This is a genomic window from Rufibacter hautae (assembly GCF_008271695.1).
GTDB classification, from domain to species: Bacteria; Bacteroidota; Bacteroidia; order Cytophagales; family Hymenobacteraceae; genus Nibribacter; species Nibribacter hautae.
Window position 1 is genome coordinate 1,086,967 of sequence record NZ_VKKY01000002.1, and the last position, 26,006, is coordinate 1,112,972.

Consider the following 26,006-nt stretch of genomic DNA (forward strand, 5'->3'; position numbering starts at 1 on the left):
ACCCCTAATTTTTGAAATAAGAAGGGAAAAAGGTGACGAAGGAAGGATGTTTTCGGTCAAAAAAACACAAAGTGACTTCTGAGAGGTTCTTTTTCCACCACAGTGACTCAAAAATCACAACCCCAACGGCTAAAATCTGACATTTAAATCAAAGGGATTCTTTTATACCTACCTCCACCTCTTGTTTAAGCTCGAATTGAGATACTTCCTGAACCTCTCCGGTCCCTAGGGAACCCAAGGTAATGGCCCCAATTCTTACCCTGATGAGGCGCAGCGTAGGAAAGCCCACCGCCGCAGTCATTTTCCTGACTTGCCGGTTTTTGCCTTCCGTAAGCGTGATGGATACCCAACTGGTGGGGCCATGCCGGTCATCGCGTACCCGGCGGGAGCGCTCCGGCACCTCGGGGGCAGGGTTTAGTAGGGAAGCCGAGCATGGCAGGGTAAAATACGGTTGCTTTTCATGCGAGATCTCAATGCCGCCCTGCTGCAAGCGAGTAATCGCTTCTTCCGTGATGAGACCGTCCACCTGGGCGTAGTATTCTTTTTCCACCTTCCGTCCGCGCACGTACTCACTCATTTTGCCGTCGGTGGTGAGCAGCAGGAGGCCTTCGCTGTCCTGGTCCAAACGCCCGATGGCCATGGTGCCCGCCGGAAAATCATACATGTGTCCCAACAGCTTCTTGTTCTTCGGACTCCCGATGAACTGGCTGAGGTACCCGAAAGGCTTGTGCAAAATGAAATGGCGGTGGAGGATTTCTGGCTCGGTCAAGGAAAAGAGAATTTTAGGGCTAATTTCCGGAAAACGGGCCAGAAATGGAAACCAGAAGCAAAGGTACTCTCCGCAACATTAAAAGGAGAGCTTTTTAGGGGTAGGTTCGGAAAAAGAGATAAAAATCAGAAAGCGCGTCTGGTGAGGAATTCGGGTTGAGGTAAGGAAAACGAGAACAAACCAAATCCTGAAGCTGGGTTCAATTTCAGGTTCACAGGCATAGCAGGTTTACCAGAACTTTTCTATCTTTCAATACTTTAGCCTTTGAGAAGATGCAAGCCACGCAAACCGCCACCCGCACTTGCCCCAACTGTTCTGCCCCTTATGAACAAACCCAAAGTTATTGCCCGTCCTGCGGACAAAGCACCCACTTGCACCGGCTTACGGTAGGACATATCCTGCACGAGTTCTTCCACGCGATCTTCCATACAGACACCAGCATCTTGGGGGTCATCAAACATCTGATGGTGAGGCCTGGGCATATTGCCAGAGCCTATGTAGACGGAAAACGGAAGAGCCTCTACAACCCCTTCAACTTTCTGGTGGTGTTGGTGGCCTTGTCCATCCTGATCATCAACCTTTCTGGCGTCGATGTATTCCAGGCCAAAAACGGCAACCCTGTGGCCAACCTCATGACCAAACATTTCAACCTGGTTATTTTCTTTACCGTGCCGCTCACTGCTTTGTACACCTCCCTCCTGTTCAGGAAACAAGGTGTCAACTTTGCCGAGGCTGCCGTGCTTGCCTGCTACACCGCCGGCGAACGCACGGTCTTCTTCCTGCTGCTGGTCATCCCGCTGATGAAGTTCTTCCCTGAACATCACCTAGCCATCATTTGGGCCTATCTAGGATTGTACGCCGTGTATTATGCGGTGGCTTGCCTGCAATTCACGGGGCAGAGATCGGTTCTTGGGTTTTTCAAAGGCCTCTTGCCCACCATCCTGCTCCAGGTTTCTTTGTACCTGCTAATTTTTCTTGGGCATTCACTTATACCACATCCTGAAATAAACCCTTATAAGCCTGTTTTCTGGAAACAAGCCCTAAAAGCCCTCCTTGCTATCCTAGGGAAAGTGTTTGCGCGTTAAGCGGATATTCTTCTACCACCGTGTAAATAGGATGCGGCGAGGCCAGCTGCGATTGCCAAAGGGCAAAGGATGCCACTGGGTACAAAATCTCCTCTGGCGGGGAAACAAGGGGTAGGTCTCTGGGCGCAGCGCCTTCTTTCTTAAAGCGGCAAAGCGTCACGTGCGGAATAAACTTCTCCTGTTTGGGGGGTGCGGGCGCCAGTGCTTGCGTTAAATCTTGGCTAAGGGCTGAAAATGCCTCGTTTTGGCTTAAACGTGCCCAAACCAGGCGTGGGGACCGGAGCTTGGGTCCGGGCTCCAATTGCTCCAGGGAAAGGGTAAAAGGGGCGTGCCGTTGTGCTACCTGCGCCAGCGTTTGCCTGATGTAGGTGTCTTCCGTATAGGGCACGTTCCCGATGAAATACAGCGTTAGGTGCAGATTCTCTTCCGGTACCGCCCTGATGTTGGGGTCATGATAGGCTTCACGTGCTTGAACCAGGTAAGATTGTACCTTGGTCGGCAACTTGGCAGCCACAAATAATCTGATGTTGTCTTTCATGGTCATAGGCGCAAGAACTGAAAACTAGACCCACCCCTTTACGTTTGGCAAGGCAACTCCAGCCAGAAAATATTTTCAAAAAAGAATCTGTTGATAGACAAGTATTTAGCTGCTTTAGCCAGGAGTAACAAGATAATGCTTTAGGAATAAGCCTATTTTCTGCTGCTTGTCAACCTGCTTTATAAATCCTTCTGCAATGTGGTAAATTCTATACCTTAAGCCCTTTTTCTCTTCCTGTTTTGCAGTTCATCCTCTTTCAATCAGCCTAAAGTAGCTCATTATACCAAACTACATCTTGTTTCTGTTCTATCACAAACTTATTCTGTACTTAATCTTGCTTAATATAAATTTTCATCAAGCACTTAGCTTAGGATCAGTGGATTAGGCCTATAATTAAAGTTTCAACTGGAATATTCCTGAAATTAACAATTATTTTAATTATATATTTTAAACTTAAAATCCAATCTTATATAGCTTGACGTAGATTTCGGGGTAAGGCTTACTGAGTAGTAAGTGATCTATATCACCTAACATTTCAAGCTTATGAAAATTTTTACCGGATTAACACCTAAAATATGGGTAACCGGACTGGCCATTGCTGGTCTGTTTACGGTAGGGGTAACCAGTAATTACCTGGAATCCTCCAGCCACCGGGAGGCACCTATCATTGCCAACGACCCTCTCGCCGATAACACCGACGTGTACGCCTTCCGGAGCCCAACCAACCCGGAGAACATGGTCATCATCGCGAACTATATCCCTTTCCAGCTGCCGCATGGTGGCCCCAACTATTATAACTTCGGGGAGGATATTGCCTATGACATTCACATTAAAAACAACGCCAGAACCACCAAAGACGACATCATCTACCGGTTTGAGTTCAAGAAACAGAACCAGGATCCTACCACCTTCTTTAAAATAAGGCTGGGCAAGGAAAACGAGAAAGCCACCTACACGGTGAAGAAAAGTATGGACGGCGGCTCTACCTGGGAAACCGTGCTAGGAATGGGCAAAGTGGCACCGTACAACGTAGGGCCCCGCTCCATTGAAGGCGCCGTGGGCCTCAACTCCAATTATGACGCCCTCATGAAAGCGTCCATCATGAAATTGTCTGATGATTCCAAAGTGTTCTGCGGACCTATTGATGATCCGTTTTTTGTGGATGCGGGCGGCATATTTGATTTAGGCAACATCAGGGCCCAGGCGGCGCCAGATGGGTTGGCCAAACTGAACGTGCACACCATCGCTATGGAAATCCCTTCTTACCGCTTGTCAGATTACAAGAGAAGCGTGAACCGGGCTTTCAACGTTCTGGATTCCAGGTTTGTGATTGGGGTTTGGGCTTCGGCCAGCCGCAAACAGATGACGGTTAGAAACACCAATGGAACCGTGACCAGCTCCGGAGATTACGTACAGGTTTCTCGCTTGGGTATGCCATTGACCAACGAGGTAATCATTCCTATCGGACGTAAAGACGAGTGGAACGCCACGCCATCTACCATGGAGAACGGCAAGTATGATGAGTACTTCGTGAACCCAGAACTGGCCTTGTACATGGATGATTCTCAATTCGGGGGTGCCGTACCGGGCTTTGCTCCGCTCAGAATCCAATCTAAGTCATTAGGTACTTATGACTTCCGGAACGGAAAACCTGGTTTGTACCCACTTGTGGGAAACAGCGCGCTAAACGGAACTGCGTTAGACCCCAAATTATACGGCAATTATCTGCTTCGGCCTAACGCGCCACGCTCCGTGGACTTGCTGCCTATCTTCATGACCGGCGTACCTAACCTGGCCCCATATCAACTGGCAACCGGCAAAAACGGCAACCCACTGGCCAAAGGAAAACCATTCATCAACAACTTCCTGCCTACCTTTGGTGATATGCTGCGGGTGAACATGGCCGTTCCTGCCACCCCGCGTAACTCTCCAGATTTCAGCAGCCTGGGCTTGGTGCAAGCCGCAGTGCTGGGCTTAACGGATGCAAGGTTCAACACCAATACCAAACTTGAGTTCATCCCTAACATGGACGGTTTCCCTAATGGCCGCCGTTTAGAGGATGACGTGACCCGCATTGAATTGCAGGCAGTGGGCGGTATAGTGCTGGCAGCTATTGGTTTGTGGTACGATGATTACATCCCGGGTAGCAGTTCTAGTCCGGTGACCACAGACCTTCTTGACGTGTATACCTTCACCACTGGCGTAGAGCAAAACGACAAACCGTTCCAGGCCATGTTCCCATATGTTGCCAAACCATGGGATGGCTTCTCTGAGGGTCATATCGCTATCAACTGTGACCTGAACGGCAATGCCAGACCTGCTTCCCTGAACATCCAGAATACGAATGGCTTGGGATTGGCTGCGCCAGAAGTACTGCTGCAACGGGTAGAGAGCTATCCTAACCCTGCCCGTGACGTTACCACCTTCCGGTACAAAATAGGCCAACCTAGCGCTGTGAGTCTCCAGATTTACAATGAGGCTGGTGTGCTGGTGTCTGCTCCGTTGAAAAACGTGCAGAAAGCCTCTGGCGTGCATGAAACCGTGGTAGACGTGAAAAACCTGAAAAGCGGTCTGTATTTCGCCCGCATCCAAACCGGCGAAAACACCTTTGAGACCATCAAGTTCATTGTGACAAAGTAACCTGTTGATCTAAGGCCGGTGCTGTAGGGCACCGGCCTTTATTTCTGTTTTCCCATCATTTTACTGAAACCGGCATGAAAAAAATCTACCTTTTTACCGCCATTCTGGCTACCGCATTAGTGGTGACGTTCGGGTTCTTCCAGTATAACAAGTACCAGCAGGAACCGGCAATTCCGCAGTTGAAAGAACGGCACGGGCCTATCTCTACCTCCAGCGAATGGCTCAACACCAAAGCCGCCATTGCCGGACTGCAGCGGAAATTGCGCGAGAAACCCAGGGACTACCGCAGCAAACTGCTCCTGGCGTTGGCCTACATGCAAGAGGCCCGGGTGACCGGTGACCACCCCTACTACTTTCCGGCAGCCTTGGAGTTGGTAGACGATATCCTGGACGCGGAACCCTCCGATGAGGTGTTGGTGTACGAGACCACCGTGGCCAAAGCCTCCATTCAGCTATCGCTCCATCAGTTTGAGAAAGCCCTGGAGACCGGCAAACAGGCAGTGGCCATGAACCCGCGGGGTGCGGCGGTGTACGGGGTGCTCTGTGACGCTAACGTGGAGTTGGGCAACTACGAAGAAGCCATCCGGATGGCCGACCAGATGACGTCCCTCCGCCCTGACCTAAAATCCTATTCCCGCATTTCTTACCTACGCGAAATCCACGGGGATTTGCCGGGCGCTATTGAAGCCATGCAAGCCGCCGTGAAAGCTGGATTCCCGGGCCTGGAGCAAACTGCCTGGAGCCAGGTAACCCTGGGCACCCTGTATGAGAAAACCGGCGACCTTGCCCAAGCCGAGTACTATTACCAACGCGCTTTGGCTGAATACAACCAGTATGCCTTCGCGCTGGGTGGTTTAGGCCGCATTGCGGTGAAAAGAGGCCAAAAACAGGAAGCCATGAAATTATTCACCCAGGCCGCCAACACTCTGCCGGAGTTCTCCTTCCAGGAGGAATTGATACGTCTTTACCAAAAACAGGGCGAAAACGCCAAAGCCAAAGCCACTTTGCGGGAGATGCTGGCGGGCATGGAAGAAGACCAGGAGGCCGGGCATAACATGGACCTGGAACTGGCCAATATTTATATGGAGCTGCAGAAAGATTACTCCAAAGCCCTGAAATATGCACTCAAAGAATACGAAAGAAGACCCAACAACATTGACGTCAATAAAACGCTGGCCAACATCTACTACCACCAACAGAACTACGCCAAAGCTGCCGCGCACATCCAGAAGGCTAACCGTACCCAAAGCCAGAACGCTGACTTACTTTGCCTCCATGGTCTGATTGACTACCGTCTGGGCAAAATGGCCGCCGGGCAAAGCCTCATCAAAAAATCATTCACCATTAATCCGTTCCAGAATACGGCGCTCAGCACCGAAGGGAAAAGCCTGTTGGTTTCTTCATTGTCTAAATTATAAGAACTTCGGGCATGAAAAAACTTTGGTTGCTCCTGCTGCTCTGCTTTCATTTGGTAGAGGTGGCGCATGGCCACGAGGCTTCCATCAAAGGGGTGGTGTACAACAAAGGCACCAATACTCCCCTTGAAGGTGCCGTGGTGTCTATCCCCCTGCTGGAAAAAATCTCCGTGACGGATCGGTTCGGGAAATATGCCTTCCATAACCTGCAGGCCGGCGAGTACGAGTTGCGCATCTCCTACCTGGGCTTTGAGCAGGAAACCAAAACGGTGGCCGTGCACACCAACGCCCCTGCCCTCCTGACTTCCCACCTGGAAACCAGCAACCTGGAGCTGCAGGAAGTATCTGTGGCGGCCAAGCGGGAAAACCCGCTTCACCTGATCAGCGCCGTGGATGCCCAGTTGCGGCCCATCCAAAATGCTCAGGAGATGCTGCGCATGGTACCAGGTTTGGTGATTGCCCAGCACGCGGGCGGCGGCAAAGCCGAACAGATCTTTCTACGCGGTTTTGACATTGACCACGGAACCGACATCAGCTTGACCGCCGACGGAATGCCCGTGAACATGGTCTCGCACGCGCACGGCCAGGGCTACTCAGACTTGCATTTCCTTATCCCGGAAACCATTGAAACCGTTGATTTCGGGAAAGGGCCTTATTATGCTGAGAAAGGCAACTTCGCCACTGCTGGCTACGCCGATTTCAGGACCAAAAGTGTGCTGGACCAAAGCATGCTCAAAGTGGAGGCCGGTCGGTTTGATACCTACCGCGCCGTGGGCATGGTGAACCTGCTGGGTCAGAGAGCCCGGGCCAACCAGCAGAACGCCTACCTGGCCTCAGAGTACTTGTTCAATAACGGCTACTTTGAATCGCCGCAGGGATTGATCCGGTTCAACGTGCTGGGCCGCTACCAGGGCATTTTCAACAACAACACCATCTTTACGGCTTCATTGTCCGCGTTCAAAAGCAACTGGGATGCCTCGGGGCAGATACCAGAGCGAGCTGTGGCCGATGGCCGCATCGGGCGGTTTGGCGCCATTGACGATACGGAGGGCGGCTACACCTCTCGCTACAATGCCAACTTCACGCTGGACAAAACCTTAAGCAACGGTGCCCTTTTGAAGAACCAGGCCTACGCCGTGAAGTACGGGTTTGAGCTGTACTCCAATTTTACCTTTTTCCTCAACGACCCTGAAAACGGCGACCAGATCAGGCAGAAAGAAAACCGGATGATCTACGGGTACCAAAGTAGTTACGAGCAGAACCTATCCTTCCTGGGTTTTCCGCTGCGGCACAAAATGGGCGCGGGTTTCCGGTATGATGATATCAGGGGTTCTGAGTTGTCCCGCACCAAGAACCGGACTACTACCCTCTCCCAGGTTCAGAAAGGCGACATTGACGAGCTGAATGCATTTACCTACCTGAGCGAGACCTGGGAACTGACTTCCCGCTTTACTGTGAACGCAGCCCTCCGCGCCGACCGCATCTTTTTCACTTACAGAAGTGCCTTAGTGGGGGAAGGAACACCAGCCGTGCAGAAAAACGCACAGAACCGCTTCAGTTCTAAGCTGAACCTCACCTATGCCGTGTCACCGGTGATGCAGGTGTACCTCAATTCCGGTATGGGCTACCACTCCAATGACACGCGCGTCTCGGCGGGTTCCAGCGGCAGAGCGGCTTTACCCGCTGCCAGGGGCACCGACTTGGGCTTGACGTTTAAACCGGCTAACCGCTGGTTCCTGAATACCGCCGTATGGTTCCTGGACTTAGACCAGGAGTTGGTGTATGTGGGCGATGAAGGCGTGGTGGAACCCTCGGGTAAATCGCGCCGATATGGGTTGGATGTTTCGGTGCGGGGCCAGTTAACCGATTACCTGTACCTGGATACGGATCTGAACCTAGCCAAACCCCGCGCCCGCGAGGAGGAAAAAGGCAATGATTACATTCCGCTGGCTCCTACCATCACCAGCACCGGCGGCCTGAGTTTTCAAAACAAGAAAGGCTGGAAAGCTAGCATGCGCTACCGCTTTGTAGGTGACCGCGCCGCCAACGAGGACTACAGCCTAACCGCTGATGGTTATTTCCTGCTGGATGCCGTGGCCAGTTACACCTTTAAGAACCTGGAATTCAAGCTCAGCGGCGAAAACCTGTTGAACAGCAACTGGAAAGAGGCGCAGTTTGAAACCGAGTCACGGCTGGCCAATGAAGTAGACCCTGTTTCTGAAATCCACTTTACGCCCGGTACGCCATTCTTCCTCAAACTCGGCGTTTCGTATACCTTCGGCTTATAAGTCAACGGCTTCTCATAAGCTGTTTCGGAGCTGTTTTGCTGAAAACGGCTCCGAAACAGAACCTTTCCGTTTCTACCCAATAGGAAACCTAAGCGCCAACTCTTAGAACAATCTGGTAAGAAGTAGCGGATGAACGGAAACCTGGCTAGCTTTGGACCGTCAATCATAAGGTACCAGACAGAAGCAGGATTGGAAAACATCAGATTTCATAAAACCCAGTGCGGAGTTGAGCTGTTACTTAATGTAGGCGCTGGCCATGAACTGCAGCAGATTAGCCCCAGTTTCAACGTCCATGATTCTGGCGTGTACACCACCGACTCCTTTGAAATCTACTTTTTCAAGAAGGCCAGCGGCTACGTGGTCCTTAACCAGCGCAAGATTCAGGTAAGGGACAATACGGTTCTGTTTATGTCCCCTTTTCAGAAAAGGCAGTGGGAACTGGATAAGGGTCCGTTGGATTACACCTTTCTTATCTTTCAGGAAGACTTTCTGAATGACTTCTTCGCCGACAAATTGTTCACGTACCGTCTGCTCTACTTTTACCAATTGGATTATCCGCTTGACCTGGCGGTGCAAAAGGAGGAGTTGGAGAGCCTCTGCGGAAAACTGACCGAGATCAAATCAGAGCTTGTGCGGCCCAAAGTGGACAGTGAGCACCTTGTACGGTCACTGCTGTACTATATCCTCCTGAAACTGAACCGGCAGTATGCCACCCAGAACAACCTGCCGCTGGAGAAACCCGAGCACAACTACGCCTTCCAGTTCAAGAAACTGATTGAACAGCACGTAAAGGAAAAGCAGCGGATAGATGAATATGTGGCCCTCCTAGGCATCAGCCGGATTACGTTGAACAAAGCGGTGCAAGCACAATTCCATGTCACGGCCACGCATCTACTGAAACAAAGGCTGGTGTTCGAGATCAAAAACTACCTGATCCATGCCGAACTGAAGGTCAATGAAATCGCCCAGGTTCTTCACTTCTCAGAACCCAACCACCTGATGCGGTTCTTCAAGGCGCAGACTGGTCTTACCACCTCCCAGTTCCTGGCAGATTATCAAAATGGTACCATTGCCTAACGCTTTGGTAGGAGTACCTCCTTTTCTTTTCCGGACCTTTGCCCTGCGTTCTTCCTCTCTTACTTATGAATGCCAGAGGGGTGAAACGCAATCAGTCACCAAAAAGAAAAGAAATGAAAAAAGTACTTCTAGCAGTAGCGTTCACCTTAACGGCTACCTTCTCCTTTGCCCAAGGCAAAACAAACACCAAAGCCAGTCTTCAGCTAATTAGAAATGCTACCATAGTTCTGGAGTATGCCGGGCATAAAATCCTGGTAGACCCTATGTTGTCGCCGAAAGGAACCATTGAATCTTGGGGAGGGGTGGAAAGAAACCCTACGGTGGAATTGAAAATGCCCGTGAGCGACATCACCAACAATCTGGATCTAGTTATGGTGACGCATAGCCACGCAGATCACTTTGATGAAGCCGCCAGCAAAGCCCTTCCTAAAACCATTGCCTTGATGTACCAGCCCTCTGACAAGGACTTCTTTGCCAAGGAAGGATTCACCAACGCAACGGCCGTGGAAGACAACCACACCTGGAAGAACCTCAACATCCATCGGGTAGCGGCCCAGCATGGCACCGGCGAAGTTTTGAAGATGATGGGCAAAACCTCTGGGTATGTGCTGCAAGCCAAAAATCTGCCTACCGTCTATGTGGTGGGCGATGCCATCTGGACAGAGGAAATCAAAAAGACTATCAAAACCTATAAGCCTGACTATATCATTGTCAACTCCGGTGGGGCTGTCATGAAGGGATTTGAGCAAACGCCCATCCTCATGGAGGAAGAGCAAACCATGGCCCTGATACGGGAAAGCGGCAAAGCGAAAGTTATTGCCGTCCATATGAATGCCCTGGACCATTGCCGCACCACCAGAGCCTCCCTTCGGAAGAAAGCCGATGAGTTGAAGATCAGCCCTAAAAAACTGCTGATACCGCAGGATGGAGAAACCATTGTTCTGTAAAGCGCAAGATCACTAGCGAGATATTGTTTACAGCGGAGGCTGATGAAGGCACTGGTTTCGGTGGCTTTCATCAGCCTCCTTGCGTTTCCGGCACCTGAGGTTTGTGCGGGGCTTTCTCAACTACTCCCTTCGGCTACCGTAGAAAGAGAACCCTTTTGGGAAAACACTCACTAAACGGATGCACACCATGGAACAGAATGATAAAGAACAGGATCCAAATCCTACCACCGGCAAAAAGAGCGAAGCAGATCCTAATGCCACCTACCATTTAGACAGCGAAGAACTGAGAAACAGCCCTTCGTCTTCTATCTATGATGCAGGCTCCTCGGGGAACACTGGCCACGAAGGTTTCCTTTCCCGCCAGGACGAGGACGACCTGAAAAGCAGATCGAACGAACCGGAGAACAGATAATTAATCTCCGCCGGAAGTGGAGTTTTGGGTAAGTACCTAATGAACCGAGGAAGCAACTAAAAGGCTTTAGGTGAAGTAGGTACTTATTTTTTTGTACTTGCAGACCCAGGCTCCCCCGCTTTCCTCCGAGAAACCATCCCGGGTAATTAGTTCCTCCAGAAAAACTTTACCTTACTCCCGAAAGCCATGCGTTTTCAGCCCTGAAACCAAAAAAACAACCCAAAAACTAAAAAAGCCATCATATGAACATAGGAATCTCTGCCGCAACCGGCCAATTGGGCCGCTTGGTGGTGAGCAAACTCAAAGCCCTGGCAACAGACCATACCCTAGTAGCGCTGGTGCGCAACCCGCAGAAAGCGTCTGACCTGGGCGTGGAAACCCGCGAAGCCGATTACGCCAAACCAGAAACGCTGGAAGCCGCTTTGCCCGGCATTGATACGCTGCTGCTCATCTCTTCCAGCGAAGTAGGCCAACGCGCTACCCAGCACAAAAACGTAATTGCCGCCGCTCAAAAGGCAGGTGTAAAACACATTGTCTACACCAGCCTGCTGCACGCCGATACTTCTTCGCTGAGCTTGGCCGAGGAGCACCTGGCCACTGAGGCAGCCCTGAAGGAGTCCGGCATTCCGTACACGCTCCTGCGCAATGGCTGGTACACCGAGAACTACACTGGTTCCATTGGCGGAGCTTTGGCCGGGGGCGCGTTCATCGGCAGTGCCGGCGAAGGCAGAATCTCAGGCTCCACCCGCGAGGATTACGCCGAAGCCGCGGTAGCCGTTCTAACTTCCCCTGGGCACGAGGGCAAAGTCTATGAACTCGCCGGCGATGAAGCCTTCACCTTACAAGACCTGGCTGCTGAGATCTCCCGCCAGACGGGCAAAGACATTCCCTACAAGAACCTGCCAGAGGGAGATTACGCCGCCGCGCTAGCCAGCTTCGGCGTGCCAGAAGGTTTCGCCCACGCCATTGCCGGTTGGGATGTATCTGCCTCTTCCGGTGCCCTGTATGATGAAAGCCACCAACTCTCTAAATTGATCGGTAGGCCAACCACTCCCCTTGCCAAGGCAGTGTCGCAGGCATTGCCATCGGTGTAACTCTTTTTGGCCTTCTTTTCAAGAAAGAGGTTTAAAACAGAAAAGCCTGGGCCAAAAGTTTGGCGCAGGCTTTTCTGTTTTAAGAAGGTAGGCTAATTACTTAATCGCCACCGGCACTTCCAGGTTCTCCCACATCAGGGAAAAACCTTTGCCCGTGATGGCATACTTCAGGCTTTCATTCATTTGGGCCGATTTTTTTGGCGTCACGTTCACTGCGAGCACATTGTTGGCTGGGTCAAAGTTGGCGCCTTCGCGGTTGGTGCCCCACTGGCCGGTCTGCGAATTGAAGATGATTTGCCACTGACCTTCGGTAGGCACCATAAACACGCTGTACTTGCCGGCTTTCAGGGCTTTGCCTTGTACCATGATGTCTTTGTCTGTGGTGAAGGTAGTGGCCTCATTGGCCCCGGCTCTCCAGGCTTTGCCATACGGCACCAGCTCTCCCCACACTTTCCGTCCTTTCACCGATGGGCTGCTGTAGGCGATAGAAATGTTAGCGGCACCCACTTTGCCAGTAGCCGTTTGCGCCGGGCTGGCTTTCGGTTTAGGAGCGTCCTGGGCAAATACCGAGGTAGTCATGGCTAACAGGAAAAGGACTGTTAGTACTAAGAAGTTGTTCTTTGGCGTATTCATAGTTGCATTTTATTAGTTACACCTCTAAAATTAAAGGATTTTCCTTCTAAACGAAATCTTTAGGGATTATTGCTATCCTTGGGTTCCAGAAGAAAAGCTAGTATGATATAATCTTTTGCCTTAAAAAGAAGATTGGCTACAACAACCATAGATTTGGCTACAGAACCCCAGCGCTTTATAAGGAAATTTGCTTCTGTTAAACCTAAAAGCAAATACCATGAAGATTGTAGTAACAGGCTCGTTGGGGCACATCAGTAAACCACTTTGTGAAGAGTTAGTGCAAAAAGGACACGCCGTAACCGTCATCAGCAGCAACCCCGAGAAGCGAAAAGCCATTGAAGCCTTGGGTGCTGCGGCGGCCATCGGCACTCTGGAAGATATCCCATTTCTGGTTTCTACTTTTAGTGGAGCCGATGCGGTCTATACGATGGTGCCCCCCAACAACTATTTTGATCCCTCCCTGGATTTACTGGCCTATTACCGTAGGTTAGGTAAAAACTATGAACAAGCCATCCGGCAGGCAGGTGTAAAACGAGTGGTAAATCTTAGTAGCATTGGAGCGCATCTGGTGAAGGGCAATGGTATTCTGTTAGGGGCCCATGATGTAGAACAAATCTTAAACAAACTGCCTGAGGAGGTAACCATCACCCACCTACGCCCTACCTCATTCTATTATAACCTTTATGGCTATGTAGACATGATTAAACAGTATGGTTTCATTGCAGCAAATTACGGAGCCGAGGACCTGATTCCGTGGGTCTCTCCTATTGACATTGCGGCGGCTGTGGCCGATGAATTAACCAGTCTGGGTCAGGGCCGAATAATCCGCTATGTTGCCAGTGAAGATCTTACCGGAAGCCAAACAGCCCATATCATAGGGGCTGCTATTGGAAAACCAGAATTGGAATGGAAGGTGGTTTCAGATGAGCAAACTAAAAATGGCTTGGTAGCTGCCGGTATGAACCCGCAAATTGCCGCCGGATTAACTGAAATGTATGCCGGTTTCCACAGCGGGTTACTCGCTGAAGATTATTTCAGAAACCGGCCGGCAGAAATGGGCAAGGTGAAACTAAGCCAGTTTGCTCAAGAGTTTGCCGCCGCTTTTCATTAATTTAACTTGAAAACGCGTTATGACAGGCCAGGGACCAATCAGATTCAAAACCATTGCAGCGTATCATCAATACATGGGGCTGCCGAAGCCGGAGCACCCTTTGGTGAGTGTCATCAACCTTGACGCAGTTCCGTATTCCGCGGACCAGGGTACCAGAAGTTTTGTCCTTGATTTTTATTCCATCGCCCTAAAACGCAACGCAAATGTGCGTTTTAAATACGGGCAGCAGGAGTATGACTTTTCTGAAGGCCTGCTATTTTTCATCTCGCCGGGCCAGGTGTATAGAATTGAGGTAAGCAACGAGGAAGATGTCAAAAGGTCTGGATGGATATTACAACTTCACCCAGACTTCCTTTGGAACACCCCGCTGGCGCAGACCATCAAGCAGTATGAATTCTTTGACTACTCCGTGAATGAAGCCTTGTTTCTGTCTGAGAAAGAAGAAACCATTATGACAAGTCTCCTGAAAAGCATACAGCAGGAATATCAATCAAATCTTGACAAGTACAGCCAACCGGTGATCATCGCCCAAGTAGAATTGTTACTAACGTACGCGGAACGGTTTTACCACCGGCAATTCCTCACCCGAAAGATCACCAACCACCAAATCCTGAACCGGGTGGAAGAAATCCTGAACAGCTATTTCAAGAGCGAAGATTTAGAGAAAACCGGATTGCCTACCGTTCAATACATCGCCGATGCCTTACATCTTTCCCCCACTTACCTAAGCAGTTTGCTGAAAGCCCTAACGGGACAAAGCACCCAGCAACACATTCATGACAAACTGATTGAGAAGGCAAAGGAACGATTGTCTACCACCACCTTATCTATCAGCGAGATTGCCTTTGAGTTGGGGTTTGAGCATTCGCAATCCTTCAGCAAATTATTTAAAACCAAGACAAACCTTTCCCCTCTTGAATTTAGGCAATCCTTTAACTAATGAATTCTTACAATTGAAATGGATGCCTCCTTAATTAAATGAATAGATTATCTCCCTGATTTAAAAAAACAGAAGAAAAGCCATGGAAGTATCTCTCCCATGGCTTTTCTTCTGTTTTCTGCAGTTACTCCTTAATCCCGGTTATACAACTTGGTCCACTCGCGCAGCTGATCCTCGGTTTGCTTGTTGATCTGACCCGGCATTAAGCGCCAGCCCCAGTTGCCTTCGCCTTTACCGGGAGTATTCATGCGGCCCAGTTCATCAATGCCCAGAACGTCTTGCAGTGGCAGGATGGCAGTTTTCGCCACAGAGGCATAGGCCAGACGGGCGAAGACCCACCAAATGTCATCTTCGCTTAGGCTGCGGCCCACGTAGTGCTCGATTTGCTGGTGGAACTCCTTGCCTTCGTTGCGGTACCAGCCCAAGGTGGTGTTGTTATCATGGGTACCAGTGTAGGCGATGAAGTTGCGGGCGTAGTTGTGCGGCATGTACGCGTTCTGCGGCATCTCGTCGCCCCAGGCGAACTGCAGGATCTTCATGCCCGGTAGGTTGAAATCATCGCGCAGTTTCAGCACCAGGTCGTTGATCTCACCCAGGTCCTCGGCAATGAACGGAAGGCTGCCCAGCTCCTTCTCCACGAAGGTGAAGAAATCGGCGCCCGGCCCTAGTTTCCACTCGCCTTTTTTGGCGGTGGTTTCCCCGGCGGGTACTTCCCAGTAATCGGCGAAGGCCCGGAAATGGTCTAAACGCACTATGTCAAATAGCTCCATGTTCTTGCGCAAACGGCCAATCCACCAGCCGTAGTCCTGCTCTTTGAGTACCTCCCACTTGAATACCGGCATGCCCCAAAGCTGACCGTCTTCTGAGAAATCATCGGGTGGCACGCCCGCTACGCCTGTCATCTGCCCCTGCTCGTCCACGGCAAAGATCTCGCGGTTACCCCAAACATCTACAGAGTCATAACTGATGTAGAACGGCATGTCACCGAACATCTGGATGCCGCGGTTGTTGCAGTACGTGCGCAGGCGCTTCCACTGTTTGTTGAAGATGAACTGCACCCATTTGGTTTTGTCTACCAGATCGGCGTTATCCTTGGCCAGTTTCTCCAGCGCCTCCGGGTCACGTTGCTTGTACTCATCGGCCCATTGAAACCAGGCGCTGCCGCCGTTCTGCTCTTTCAATAGCACGTACAGTGCAAAGTCATGGAGCCAACTGGCCTCTGAGCCGCAGTAATCAATGAACTGCTGCTGCAGCGTAGGGAAATCACCAGACTTGAACGTCTGCCAGGCTTTTTCCAGTAACTCATCTTTTACGCGCTGGGCCTGCACATAGTCCACGTTGCCGGTCTGCGGCAGGTGGTGCTGGTTCAGGTCGGCCTCGTTCAGCAAGCCTTCTTTGGCCAGCAGCACCGGACTGATGAGCAACGGATTGCCCGCCCGGCTGGAGATGGAGCTGTACGGTGAGTAACCCTGCCCTGCCTCAATGGGATTGAGCGGCAACAACTGCCAGTACTTCTGGTTGCTGGCCTGCAGGAAATCAGCGAATTTACGCGCCTCTGGTCCCATGTCGCCAATCCCGAAGGCCGATGGCAGTGAGGTGATGTGCAGCAGGATTCCCGCGCCGCGCTCGTTCTGTGCCTGCAGTTTGAGCAAGGCCAGCGGGAAAATTCCGAACAAGTCGGCCACGCTCAGTTCATGCGCGTAATTGCCGGTGCTCCGGATGAACATGTCCTGCCAATCCTTTGGTGCGTCTTCCGGGATGATCACCTTGGTGTCTTTCCAGTCGATGTCCTGCACGGTTTCCACGCCTTGCGCTTTGGCCAGGGCGGCCAGGTGCAGCGGTACGGCTACCACGTACCAGGTACGCAGGTGTTTCCGCACGAAAGCCAGCACATGGTCTTTGTATTCACCTTCCACCGCCAGCGGCAGGTATTCGCCTTTGGCAAAAAGGTCGGCGTTGTTTTTGCGCTCGGTGAACAGGGTGCGGGTGAGCCACAGTTTGATGCGGGCATCATAGCGGTTATCCCAGAGTTGCTCCCACAGCACATCCTGCTTGTTGAGGTCATAGTCATGGAGTTCCTCCAGCCATGCCTGCCGCTGCTCATAGTTCACCGCCCGGCGGTTGTCTGGGTCTACCAAGCTGAAGTCCCACAGCTCGGTGCCTTGGTAAACATCCGGAATGCCCGGTGTGGTGAATTTCAGGAGCGTCTGGCTCAAAGAGTTCACAATCCCGAAATCGGTGGTTTTGGCCCTGAATTCCTCAAAACGGGCCCAAAACGGACGGCTCCTGTCCAGCAGTTTCACCGCGAAGTTCTTCGTGGCGGTTTCGTATTCCTCGTTGGGGGTGGTCCAGTAGGAATTGACTTTGGCTTCCCGCAGGGCTTTCTGCAGGTATTCCTGTACGCGGTTCTCAAAATCATCCTCGTCCTGGCCGGGCATTGGGAACGCGCCCAACAAGGTCTGGTAGATGAGGTATTCGTCGTTGACGCTGGGCGCATCGTTCTGCTTCAGGTCTTGGTTCAGCTCGCGCCATTCCTGCACGGCAGCGGTCCACTCCTCTGGTAATTCGGTAAGCACGTTCAGGCGGGCGCGGACGTCCTCGCCGCGTTTGGTGTCATGCGTGGAGGTTCCGTTGATGGCTAGTGGCCATTTCTGCCGCCGCTCCTGCATGGCCGTATGGAATTCCTCGGCGCTCATCCCGAAGGCTTCGGGTGCATCCCCCACTTCGTTGTGCCCGATAAACCGGTTGTAGGTGTACATGATGGTGTCTTCCACCCCTTTGGCCATGAGCGGACCACTGAACTGCATCAGGCGCTGGTAGAACTTCTGCGAGCGCTCCAGGTACGTATCGTCCTCGCCTTCAGGGGCAGCCCCCAGAATCGCTCTTTCCAGCAACTCTACGGCTCCGGCCATTTCGGGCTTACTTTCGCGAATTCGGTTGAAAATCAGCTGCACGGCTTCGGCCTCAGCGCCGTCCAGCGGCATCTGATTTCCATAATAGCGGTACACCGGGCACTGAATCAGGAACTCCCCGATGGCTGCTTTCATGGTCTGGGGCTCCACGCTGCTCAGCACTTCTTCATCTACCAATCGCTGGTGCAGGAACAGTTGGTAAAGGTTCTCCAGTTCACCGCCCATGTGCTCGTTCAGAATGTAGGCTTTCTTCTCATGGATTTGCTCCTGCACCTCGGCACCCTCGCCTACCAGCTGGTGGTAGAGTTGGTTGAAAGCTTCCTCGCCGGGTTTGTAGGTAAAAAGGTTGTTCACCAACGAAAGGAAATCATAGCCGCTGCTGCCCTGGATGGGCCAGTTCTGCGGAAGTTCCTCACCGGGTTCCAAGATTTTCTCTACTACGATATAGGTTTCATCGCCGGCCAGTTCGCGCAGTTGCTGCAGGTACCCGGTAGGGTCATACAGGCCGTCTACGTGGTCAATGCGGAGGCCCTGGAATACACCTTCGTCCTGAAGTTGCTTGATGTACTGGTGATAGGTAGAAAATACCTCGGGGTCCTGGATGTTGAGGCAGATGAGCCCGTTCACCGTAAAGAACCGCCGGAAGTTGATCTGTGAATCGGTTTCCTGCCAATGGCAGAGTTGGTACACTTGTTCCTGGGCTAATTGCAACAGGCGGTCCTTGTCTTGGTTGAAGGCCTGCAGACTCGCCTCCACCGATGTCTGTACCACGTCGTTTTTCATCAGTGACGTGAGTTGCTGCCGGAACTCATCCCATTTCAAAGAGTAGGTCATAGGCTCCTCGGACTGGTGCGCTTGCTCCAGTTTCTCCAGGAGTTGGTCAATTGCCTGGTTGGGCTCTCCCTCTCCTTTCAATAAGGTCTCATAAGAGCGTGGGCTCAAGGGATAGGCACTGTCATAGTACTTGAACACCAGACGCATCTGCTCCTCGTCAAAGGCCACCTGCAGTTCGCCGTTTTGCACCACTTCTTCCAATTTCGCCCCTAAAAACGGCACCATCACCCGGCCGTTGTACAAGGAGCTGGTCCACCCTATGTCAAAGAATGTATGGTATTGGCTCAAGGTCCCTTTCTCCAGCACATCTATCAACCAGGGGTTGTTAGGATGGTAGGCCATATGGTTCGGCACGATGTCCTGTAGCCAACTGATGCCGTTTTCCTTCAAGTGCCCGCTTACCGTTTTCAACTGCTCCTCGGTCCCTACTTCGGGATTCACGCGGTGCGGATTCACCCCGTCATACCCGTGGGTACTGCCCGGCGTGGCCTCAAAGATGGGCGACGCATAAATGGTGCTCACCCCCAATTTCTGTAGATATGGAATAATGCGCTCAAAGTCCTGAAAGGTAAACTCTTTGTGGAACTGCAAGCGGTACGTCGCGACAGGGTTATGCATAGGTTGATGTTTTGGGGATATGGAAATAGCCAGAGGTGATAATGAATCTTTGTGTGGCTTGTCTTACTAGTAAGGCCATGTAGTGTACGGCGGTTTTGGCCGGTTTTACGGAAAATGACCTTAAAAGAGTTATATCTTTTTCACTCTTTCTTTCTGGTCTGGTTTCACAGGAGGTACTTCCCGATAGAAGTTTGCAGGAATGGTTTCAATAGAATGGTCATGATGGCTGATATTCCTATTACCTATTAGAGAAGGGCAACCACAAGGAATTTCTGCTACGGCTTCTCCGCTGGCGCGAGCTTGCAGCTCGTGTCCGCACGCATTCCATGCCAATTGATTTATCAACAATGTGAAGGCATGAGCTGCAAGCCTGCGCCAGCTTGCAGCAACATGCCGCAAGTTTGAGCGAAGCGGTAACTTGTGGCTGGCCTTGATGCCAGTTTGTAACTGGCGTGATTCATAATCAGGTTATTGGGTTTCGCCAGTTGCAAACTGGCGGTCATAGTTACTCCAAGTTACCGCTTCGCTCAAACTTGAAATAGAATAGGAATGGTTTAGGGGCTTCTTTTTGAAAACAGCCCCTAAACCATTTGGTGCGTTGCCTTATGCTCCGTACACCACCACGCTTTCTGGTTGCAGGGTCACTTCTGTTCCGCCGTTTACGGAAGTATCAGTGGCTTGGGGACCGTTCCATTCTGGGGCTGCGGAATCTAGGATCATGTTCCAGGTCTTGCCACCGGATGGCAGGTTCATGGGTTGCGGGGAGGCGGAGAAGTTCATCAGGCAGACTACTTGCTGATCTCCGTGCCAGCGGCGCAGGGTCAAGGTCTTCCGGGCCTCATCACAGGAAACTTCCACAGATTGGCGGTCCAGGTGCTTCAACGCGGGGAGTTCCCGGCGAAGGCGCAGCAGGGTTTGGTAGTACCGGAACATGACTTGGTGCTGTCCTTCCTGAATCAGGTTCCATTGCAGTTTGGAGTTCTGGAAGGTTTCCTCGGCCATGGGGTCAGGTGCTTCGCCTTGGGCGTGGAAAGCGGCGAATTCCGCTTTGCGGCCTTTGCGCACGGCCTCTGCCAGCTCTGGATCCGTGTGGCTCACGAAGTACTGAAAGCGGTTTGGCTCGGCGTACTCCTCGCCCATCCAGAGCATGGGCAGGAACGGGCTGAAGATGACCGCGGTGGCAGCCAGTTTCTGCATCTCAAAGCTTACCAGTTCGCCCAAGCGTTCTCCCAACATGCGGTTCCCTACCTGGTCGTGGTTTTGGGTGAAGACAATGAACTGCTGTCCGGGATTACTTTCGGCTTTGATCCCGAAGGTTTTGTTGCGGTGCGGGGAGAACTGCCCGTCATAGACGTAGGCGTCTTCATAGGCTTTGGCCAGGTGCGCAATGCCGCTGAAGTCTGAGTAGTAGCCGGTGTTCTCACCGGTCATGGTCACCCGTAACGCATGGTGGAACTCGTCTACCCATTGGGCATCCATTCCGTAGCCTTGCTCTTCCAGCGGATTGATGAAGCGGGTGTCATTCAGGTCCAGTTCCACAATCATGTAGTGCTGGCGACCGGTAGAGGCCGTGAGCTCGTTCACGTGCTGCTTCATCTCCCGCAGGATATGGTTCGGGCTGAAGTCTTTGATAGCATGCACCGCGTCCATGCGAACGGCGTCAATATGGAAGTCCCGGAACCACATCAACAGGTTCTCGGTGAAGTAGCGGCGTACGCCATCGCACCAGGCATCGTCAAAGTTGAGGGCTGGGCCCCAAGGAGTATTGTATTTGTCGGTGAAGTAATGGCCATAGAGACCCAGGTAATTCCCTTCGGGTCCCAGGTGGTTGTACACCACGTCCAGCACCACGGCCAAGCCTTTCTGATGACAGGTATTCACCAGGTGCTGCAAGGCTTTGGGCCCGCCGTAAGAATCTTGTACTGCGTACGGGAAAACGCCGTCATACCCCCAGTTGCGGTTTCCGGGAAACTGCGCCACGGGCATGATCTCAATGGCGTTTACGCCCAATTCCTTGAGGTAGTCCAGTTTTTCCTCCAAGCCGGCAAAAGTACCGTCTTCCGAGAAAGTGCCGGTGTGCAGCTCGTAGAGCACATAGTCCTGCAAAGGCAGGTTGTTCCAGTTGTCGTCCGTCCAGTTGAACTTTTGCAGGTCCAGGGCCTGCGAAGGACCGTGCACACTCTGCGGCTGGGAAATAGACGCAGGATCGGGGAATTCCTGGTCTTCGTCTATCCTATATTTATAAGTGTCACCGGGGGCGAGTTGGTCGGTGGTTTCATGCCAGTAGCCAAACTCCCCTTTTCTCAAGGGAATGATGGTGTTGCCCTCGTTCAGGCACAATTCTACTTGTTCTGCCTTGGGAGCCCAGACCAGCACCTCGGCCAGGCCGTTGCTGGTGAAGGAAACTCCCAAGGATCTTTTGGTCACGTCTATTTTATTCATGGTGGGTATGAAAAATAGGGTTCTTCAAGACTAAAACTGAGCGGCCTTCTACGTAGAATGACTCACCGGCCTTATACGTAACGGGTTCTTCCGGTTCCACCTGGTCGCGGAAAGTATCCAGCACCACGGTCCATTTCTCGCCGTATTTTGCATTTGGGGCATGAAACACAATAGAGTCATGGTAAGCATTGAAGATCACGAAGAACGAATCATCTAGTACCACCTCGCCTTTGGGCCCGCGGGAATGCACCCCCCGGCCGTTGAGGTAAACCGCCAGCGATTTAGCGTGGTCCTGCTCCCAATGCTCATAGGACATTTCCTCACCGGTGGGCAGGAACCAGGCAATGTCCTCTACCCCTTGCCCTTTGATAGCCCGGCCCTGGAACCACCGGCGGCGTCTGAACACCGGGTGGTTTTTCCGGAAGTGAATGAGCTTTTTGGAGAACTCCAGGAGGTGTTGGTCTGCCCCGGCCCAGTTAAGCCAAGAAATCTCATTGTCCTGGCAGTAGGCGTTGTTGTTACCGCCCTGGGTACGCCCTAACTCATCACCGGCCACCAGCATGGGTACGCCCTGTGACAGGAACATAGTGGCCAAGAAATTGCGCTTCTGCCGGTTTCTAAGGTCAATGACCCACTGGTCATCGGTTGGGCCTTCCACGCCGCAGTTCCAGGAACGGTTATGGTCATCGCCGTCTTTGCCGTCCTCGCCGTTAGCGTCATTGTGTTTCTCGTTGTAAGAAACCAGGTCATGCAGGGTGAAGCCGTCATGGGCAGTGATGAAGTTGATACTGGCGGTAGGCCGGCGGTAATCATCATAGTAGAGGTCGGAAGAGCCGGTGAACCGGTTGGCGAACTCAGCCAGCATACTTTCTTCGCCGCGCCAGAAATCACGCATGCAGTCGCGGTATTTTCCGTTCCACTCGGTCCAGCCCGGCGGAAAGTTGCCCACTTGGTAACCGCCCTCGCCCACATCCCAAGGCTCGGCAATCAGCTTCACCTGAGAAATCACAGGGTCCTGGTGGATGATGTCAAAGAAGGAGCTCAGCCGATCTACGGCATGCAGTTCCCGCGCCAAGGCAGAGGCCAGGTCAAACCGGAAACCGTCTACGTGCATGTCCAGAATCCAATAGCGCAGGCTGTCCATGATGAGGCGCAGCACGCTAGGCAAGTTGGCATTCAAGGTGTTCCCGGTGCCGGTATAGTCCATGTAATACCGCGGGTTGTCATCTACCAGGCGGTAATAAGAGGCGTTGTCAATGCCTTTGAAAGAAAGGGTTGGCCCACGCTCGTTGCCTTCGCCGGTATGGTTGTAGACCACGTCCAGAATCACTTCAATGCCGGCTTTGTGCAAGGCTTTGACCATGTTCTTGAACTCAATGACCTGCTCCCCCAGAACGCCGCTGCTGGAGTACCGCACATCGGGCGCGAAGAAACCAATGGTGTTATAGCCCCAGTAGTTCGTGAGCCCTTTGTCTTGCAGGTACCAGTCGGTCACGAAGTGGTGCACGGGCAGCAGTTCAATAGCCGTTACGCCTAAATCCAAAAGGTACTGGATGGTGGCCGGATGCCCGATACCCGCGTAGGTTCCCCTGATTTCTTCCGGGATGTCTGGATGGGTCTGGGTAAAGCCTTTGACGTGCGCCTCGTAGATGATGGACTTGTGGTAAGCTGTTTTAGGCGGGGTATCGTCTTCCCAGTCAAAGAACGGGTCAATCACCACCGATTTTGGAATATAAGGCGCGCTATCCAGATCGCTGTAACTGAGGTCTTCATCCTCGTGCCCGAACTTATAGCCGAACAGGGACTCGTGCCAGTTGATGGTGCCGGAGATGGCTTTGGCGTAAGGGTCAATCAACAACTTGTTGGGGTTGAACCGATGGCCCTCTTCTGGCTCATAGGCCCCGTACACCCGGTACCCATACAATTGGCCGGGCTTTAGTTCTGGCAGGTACATATGCCACACCTCATAAGAACGTTCCTCCATTTTAATCCGGGCAGATTCCTTTTCAGACTCAGGGGAATCAAAGAGGCAAAGTTCTACGCCGATGGCGTTATGGGCATATAAAGCAAAGTTGACGCCCTCTCCGTCATAAGTGGCTCCTAATGGGAAAGGCTTTCCCGGATAGGTAATGATGTTCATAGATGCTGGGTCAGGTAAATGGGATGGCAGAACAATGGATTTGTTTTACTCGCGTACCGTCTACGCATAAACCGGGGCAAGGTCTACACCCAAAGTATGAGAATATAGAATTATGTATAAGTTCGGATATTTATACGGATGCCCTCCTGCCCCATATTTTATTCTCATTTACAGAAACTTATACTTGGTGTAGGTGAGCAAAAAAGAAGCTTAAAAAAAATTAACCAATTCCTTTACAAAAGGCCAAAAAAATAAGCCACCCCGGATACCCGAAGTGGCTTTGAGGCCATTTTAGCCAAAACAAGCCTAAAACAGTTTAGAAGATAAACTTGGTGCTAAGGAAGTTGGACTGCTCCTCGCTCACAATCTGGTTTAACAACTGCTTGTTGTTCTCGTTGAACTTGGTGGCCACCAAAGACCTGATGGAAAACGACCGCAAGGCATCCACCACGGAAAGCGTACCCTCGGCAGAATCTTTGCGCCCCGTGAACGGGAAAGCATCCGGTCCGCGCTGGCACTGGCAGTTGATGTTCACGCGGCTCACCTGATTTACCAACGGATCAATGAGCGAGGCGATCTCTGAGGCATACTGGCTGAAGACACTCACCTGCTGACCGTGGGTAGATTCTATCAGATATTGGATGGGTTCCTCCAAGTCATCAAAAGCCACCACCGGAATAATAGGCCCGAACTGCTCCTCGCGGTAGAGTTTCATCTTCTCGTTGACAGGGTACAAAATGGCCGGGTACACGAAAGACTCAAAAGCGGTGCCTCCGCCCGGGTTCACTACCTTGGCACCGTGGGCCTGGGCGTCTTCAATGCATTCATTGAGGTAGGCTGGTTTGTGCGGCTCAGGCAGAGGGGTCAATGAAACGCCTTTCTCCCAGGGCATGCCGTATTTCAGTTTGCTTACGGCTTGGGTAAGCAGTTCCAGGAAAGCGTCTACTTTGGACCGGTGCACAAACGCAATCTTCAAAGCCGTGCAACGCTGCCCGTTGAAAGACAAAGCGCCCAATACCGTTTCCTCCACCGCCAGTTTCAGGTCTGCGTGTTGGGTGATGATGGCAGCGTTTTTGGCGTCTAATCCTAAAATGGCGCGTAAACGGTTCACCTTTGGGTGAAGCTTCTTCAGTTCATCAGCCACCTTGCTGGCCCCGATGAGTGTAAGCACATTCACTTTCCCGGACTGCATCAAGGCTGGCACAATAGCGTGCCCCCGGCCATAAATGGTGTTCACCACACCCTCAGGGAATGAGTCGCGGAAGGCTTCCAGCAGCGGGTAGAACAAGAGCGTACCGTGCTTGGGTGGTTTGAAGAGGATGGTATTGCCCATGATGAGCGCCGGGATCAACGTGGTGAAGGTCTCGTTCAAGGGGTAGTTGAAGGGTCCCATGCACAAGACTACGCCCAAAGGCGAGCGCCGCACCTGTGCCACAATGCCCTGCTCAATCTCAAAGCGGGAGCTCTGGCGGTCAAGGTTCTTGAGGGCGTCAATGGTGGCGTAGATGTATTCCACGGTGCGGTCAAACTCCTTCACCGAGTCGGCGTAGGATTTGCCTATCTCCCACATAATCAGCTTGACCACAATGTCTTTCTGAGCAATAATTTTCTGGGTAAAACGCTCCACGCACTTGATGCGTCCGTCCACCCCCATGGTGGGCCAGGCGCCACGCCCGTTGTCATAAGCGGCTACGGCTGCGTCCAATGCCTCCAGGGCTTCCTTCTCCGTACACACTGGGTAAGTACCAATGAGTTTCCGGGCGTAAGAGCCGTCTGGTTGGGCCAGCGCCACCGGTGAGTACACCTCATGTGAGGGACCGTTCCAAGCCTTCATGAATCCGTTGGAGAGATACTCTTTCTGGTGTACGTCCTGGGGCAGCGCGAACTCTACCGGCACCTCTGCCTCCGTCACGAAAATGGACCTGAGCAGGTCCGCGGTTACTGGTTGGATTTGATCTTTTACTTCCATTAAGATTGGGTCTGAAGACGCGTTTAACATCAAGCTGATTTGCCAATCTTATGCATTATTGAAATAGGCTCAAAACAATTTTTTAATATTTGCCATATTTTAATTTAAACACACCATTTTTTACATTTTTTCATTTTAAAAG

The 26,006-nt window shown here is 51.9% G+C and carries 17 protein-coding genes; 10 read left to right on the forward strand and 7 right to left on the reverse strand.

Features of this window, described 5'->3' with window-relative positions; all coding sequences use genetic code 11:
* Nucleotides 1-148: 148 nt before the first annotated feature.
* A complete protein-coding gene (locus tag FOA19_RS13390) occupies nucleotides 149-769 on the reverse strand; it encodes a pseudouridine synthase (protein WP_149091307.1) in 621 nt (206 codons plus the stop codon).
* A 272-nt stretch (nucleotides 770-1,041) separates the two neighbouring features.
* Here FOA19_RS13390 and FOA19_RS13395 point away from each other — a divergent pair, with 272 nt between their 5' ends.
* The gene (locus tag FOA19_RS13395; protein ID WP_149091308.1) at nucleotides 1,042-1,854 is read left to right on the forward strand and encodes a DUF3667 domain-containing protein; all 813 of its coding nucleotides are present in this window, start codon (nucleotides 1,042-1,044) and stop codon (nucleotides 1,852-1,854) included.
* Here FOA19_RS13395 and thpR read toward each other — a convergent pair.
* Nucleotides 1,826-2,392 (reverse strand): RNA 2',3'-cyclic phosphodiesterase, encoded by a 567-nt coding sequence (thpR, locus tag FOA19_RS13400; RefSeq protein ID WP_149091937.1) that lies wholly within the window; start codon nucleotides 2,390-2,392, stop codon nucleotides 1,826-1,828. The genes FOA19_RS13395 and thpR overlap by 29 nt on opposite strands.
* Nucleotides 2,393-2,935: 543 nt before the next feature.
* Here thpR and FOA19_RS13405 point away from each other — a divergent pair.
* From FOA19_RS13405 to FOA19_RS13435, 7 genes are all read left to right on the forward strand, one after another.
* Nucleotides 2,936-5,032 (forward strand): DUF4331 family protein, encoded by a 2,097-nt coding sequence (locus tag FOA19_RS13405; protein WP_149091309.1) that lies wholly within the window; start codon nucleotides 2,936-2,938, stop codon nucleotides 5,030-5,032.
* A gap of 74 nt (nucleotides 5,033-5,106) precedes the next feature.
* Nucleotides 5,107-6,450 (forward strand): tetratricopeptide repeat protein, encoded by a 1,344-nt coding sequence (locus FOA19_RS13410; protein ID WP_149091310.1) that lies wholly within the window; start codon nucleotides 5,107-5,109, stop codon nucleotides 6,448-6,450.
* Between the two features lie 11 nt (nucleotides 6,451-6,461).
* Nucleotides 6,462-8,735, forward strand: a complete 2,274-nt coding sequence (locus tag FOA19_RS13415; protein WP_149091311.1) for a TonB-dependent receptor — start codon at nucleotides 6,462-6,464, stop codon at nucleotides 8,733-8,735.
* 189 nt (nucleotides 8,736-8,924) lie between these two features.
* Nucleotides 8,925-9,812 (forward strand): helix-turn-helix domain-containing protein, encoded by an 888-nt coding sequence (locus tag FOA19_RS13420; RefSeq protein WP_223808889.1) that lies wholly within the window; start codon nucleotides 8,925-8,927, stop codon nucleotides 9,810-9,812.
* 113 nt (nucleotides 9,813-9,925) lie between these two features.
* Nucleotides 9,926-10,759 (forward strand): MBL fold metallo-hydrolase, encoded by an 834-nt coding sequence (locus FOA19_RS13425; protein WP_149091313.1) that lies wholly within the window; start codon nucleotides 9,926-9,928, stop codon nucleotides 10,757-10,759.
* A gap of 187 nt (nucleotides 10,760-10,946) precedes the next feature.
* Complete coding sequence (locus tag FOA19_RS13430) at nucleotides 10,947-11,171, forward strand: hypothetical protein (RefSeq protein WP_149091314.1); 225 nt, start codon at nucleotides 10,947-10,949, stop codon at nucleotides 11,169-11,171.
* A gap of 242 nt (nucleotides 11,172-11,413) precedes the next feature.
* Nucleotides 11,414-12,265 (forward strand): SDR family oxidoreductase, encoded by an 852-nt coding sequence (locus FOA19_RS13435; protein ID WP_149091315.1) that lies wholly within the window; start codon nucleotides 11,414-11,416, stop codon nucleotides 12,263-12,265.
* A gap of 96 nt (nucleotides 12,266-12,361) precedes the next feature.
* Here the strand turns inward: FOA19_RS13435 and FOA19_RS13440 are convergent, their stop codons facing one another.
* Nucleotides 12,362-12,898, reverse strand: a complete 537-nt coding sequence (locus tag FOA19_RS13440; protein WP_149091316.1) for a DUF2911 domain-containing protein — start codon at nucleotides 12,896-12,898, stop codon at nucleotides 12,362-12,364.
* 217 nt (nucleotides 12,899-13,115) lie between these two features.
* Between FOA19_RS13440 and FOA19_RS13445 the strand changes: the two genes are divergently transcribed.
* Nucleotides 13,116-14,009: an NmrA family NAD(P)-binding protein gene (locus FOA19_RS13445; protein ID WP_149091317.1), complete on the forward strand. Its 894-nt coding sequence runs from the start codon at nucleotides 13,116-13,118 to the stop codon at nucleotides 14,007-14,009.
* A gap of 19 nt (nucleotides 14,010-14,028) precedes the next feature.
* Complete coding sequence (locus FOA19_RS13450; protein WP_149091318.1) at nucleotides 14,029-14,949, forward strand: AraC family transcriptional regulator; 921 nt, start codon at nucleotides 14,029-14,031, stop codon at nucleotides 14,947-14,949.
* Between the two features lie 131 nt (nucleotides 14,950-15,080).
* On the opposite strand, the gene treY is transcribed toward FOA19_RS13450, so the two are convergent.
* The 4 genes from treY to FOA19_RS13470 all read right to left on the reverse strand — a co-directional run bounded on the left by treY (nucleotide 15,081) and on the right by FOA19_RS13470 (nucleotide 25,864).
* Nucleotides 15,081-19,313: a malto-oligosyltrehalose synthase gene (treY, locus tag FOA19_RS13455; protein ID WP_149091319.1), complete on the reverse strand. Its 4,233-nt coding sequence runs from the start codon at nucleotides 19,311-19,313 to the stop codon at nucleotides 15,081-15,083.
* 603 nt (nucleotides 19,314-19,916) lie between these two features.
* Nucleotides 19,917-21,755: a malto-oligosyltrehalose trehalohydrolase gene (treZ, locus tag FOA19_RS13460; RefSeq protein WP_149091320.1), complete on the reverse strand. Its 1,839-nt coding sequence runs from the start codon at nucleotides 21,753-21,755 to the stop codon at nucleotides 19,917-19,919.
* A complete protein-coding gene (glgX, locus tag FOA19_RS13465; protein ID WP_149091321.1) occupies nucleotides 21,748-23,895 on the reverse strand; it encodes a glycogen debranching protein GlgX in 2,148 nt (715 codons plus the stop codon). Before glgX ends, treZ begins: the two co-directional genes overlap by 8 nt.
* Before the next feature lie 316 nt (nucleotides 23,896-24,211).
* On the reverse strand, nucleotides 24,212-25,864 hold the full coding sequence (locus tag FOA19_RS13470; protein WP_149091322.1) for an NADP-dependent glyceraldehyde-3-phosphate dehydrogenase: 1,653 nt from the start codon (nucleotides 25,862-25,864) through the stop codon (nucleotides 24,212-24,214).
* Nucleotides 25,865-26,006: the final 142 nt, after the last annotated feature.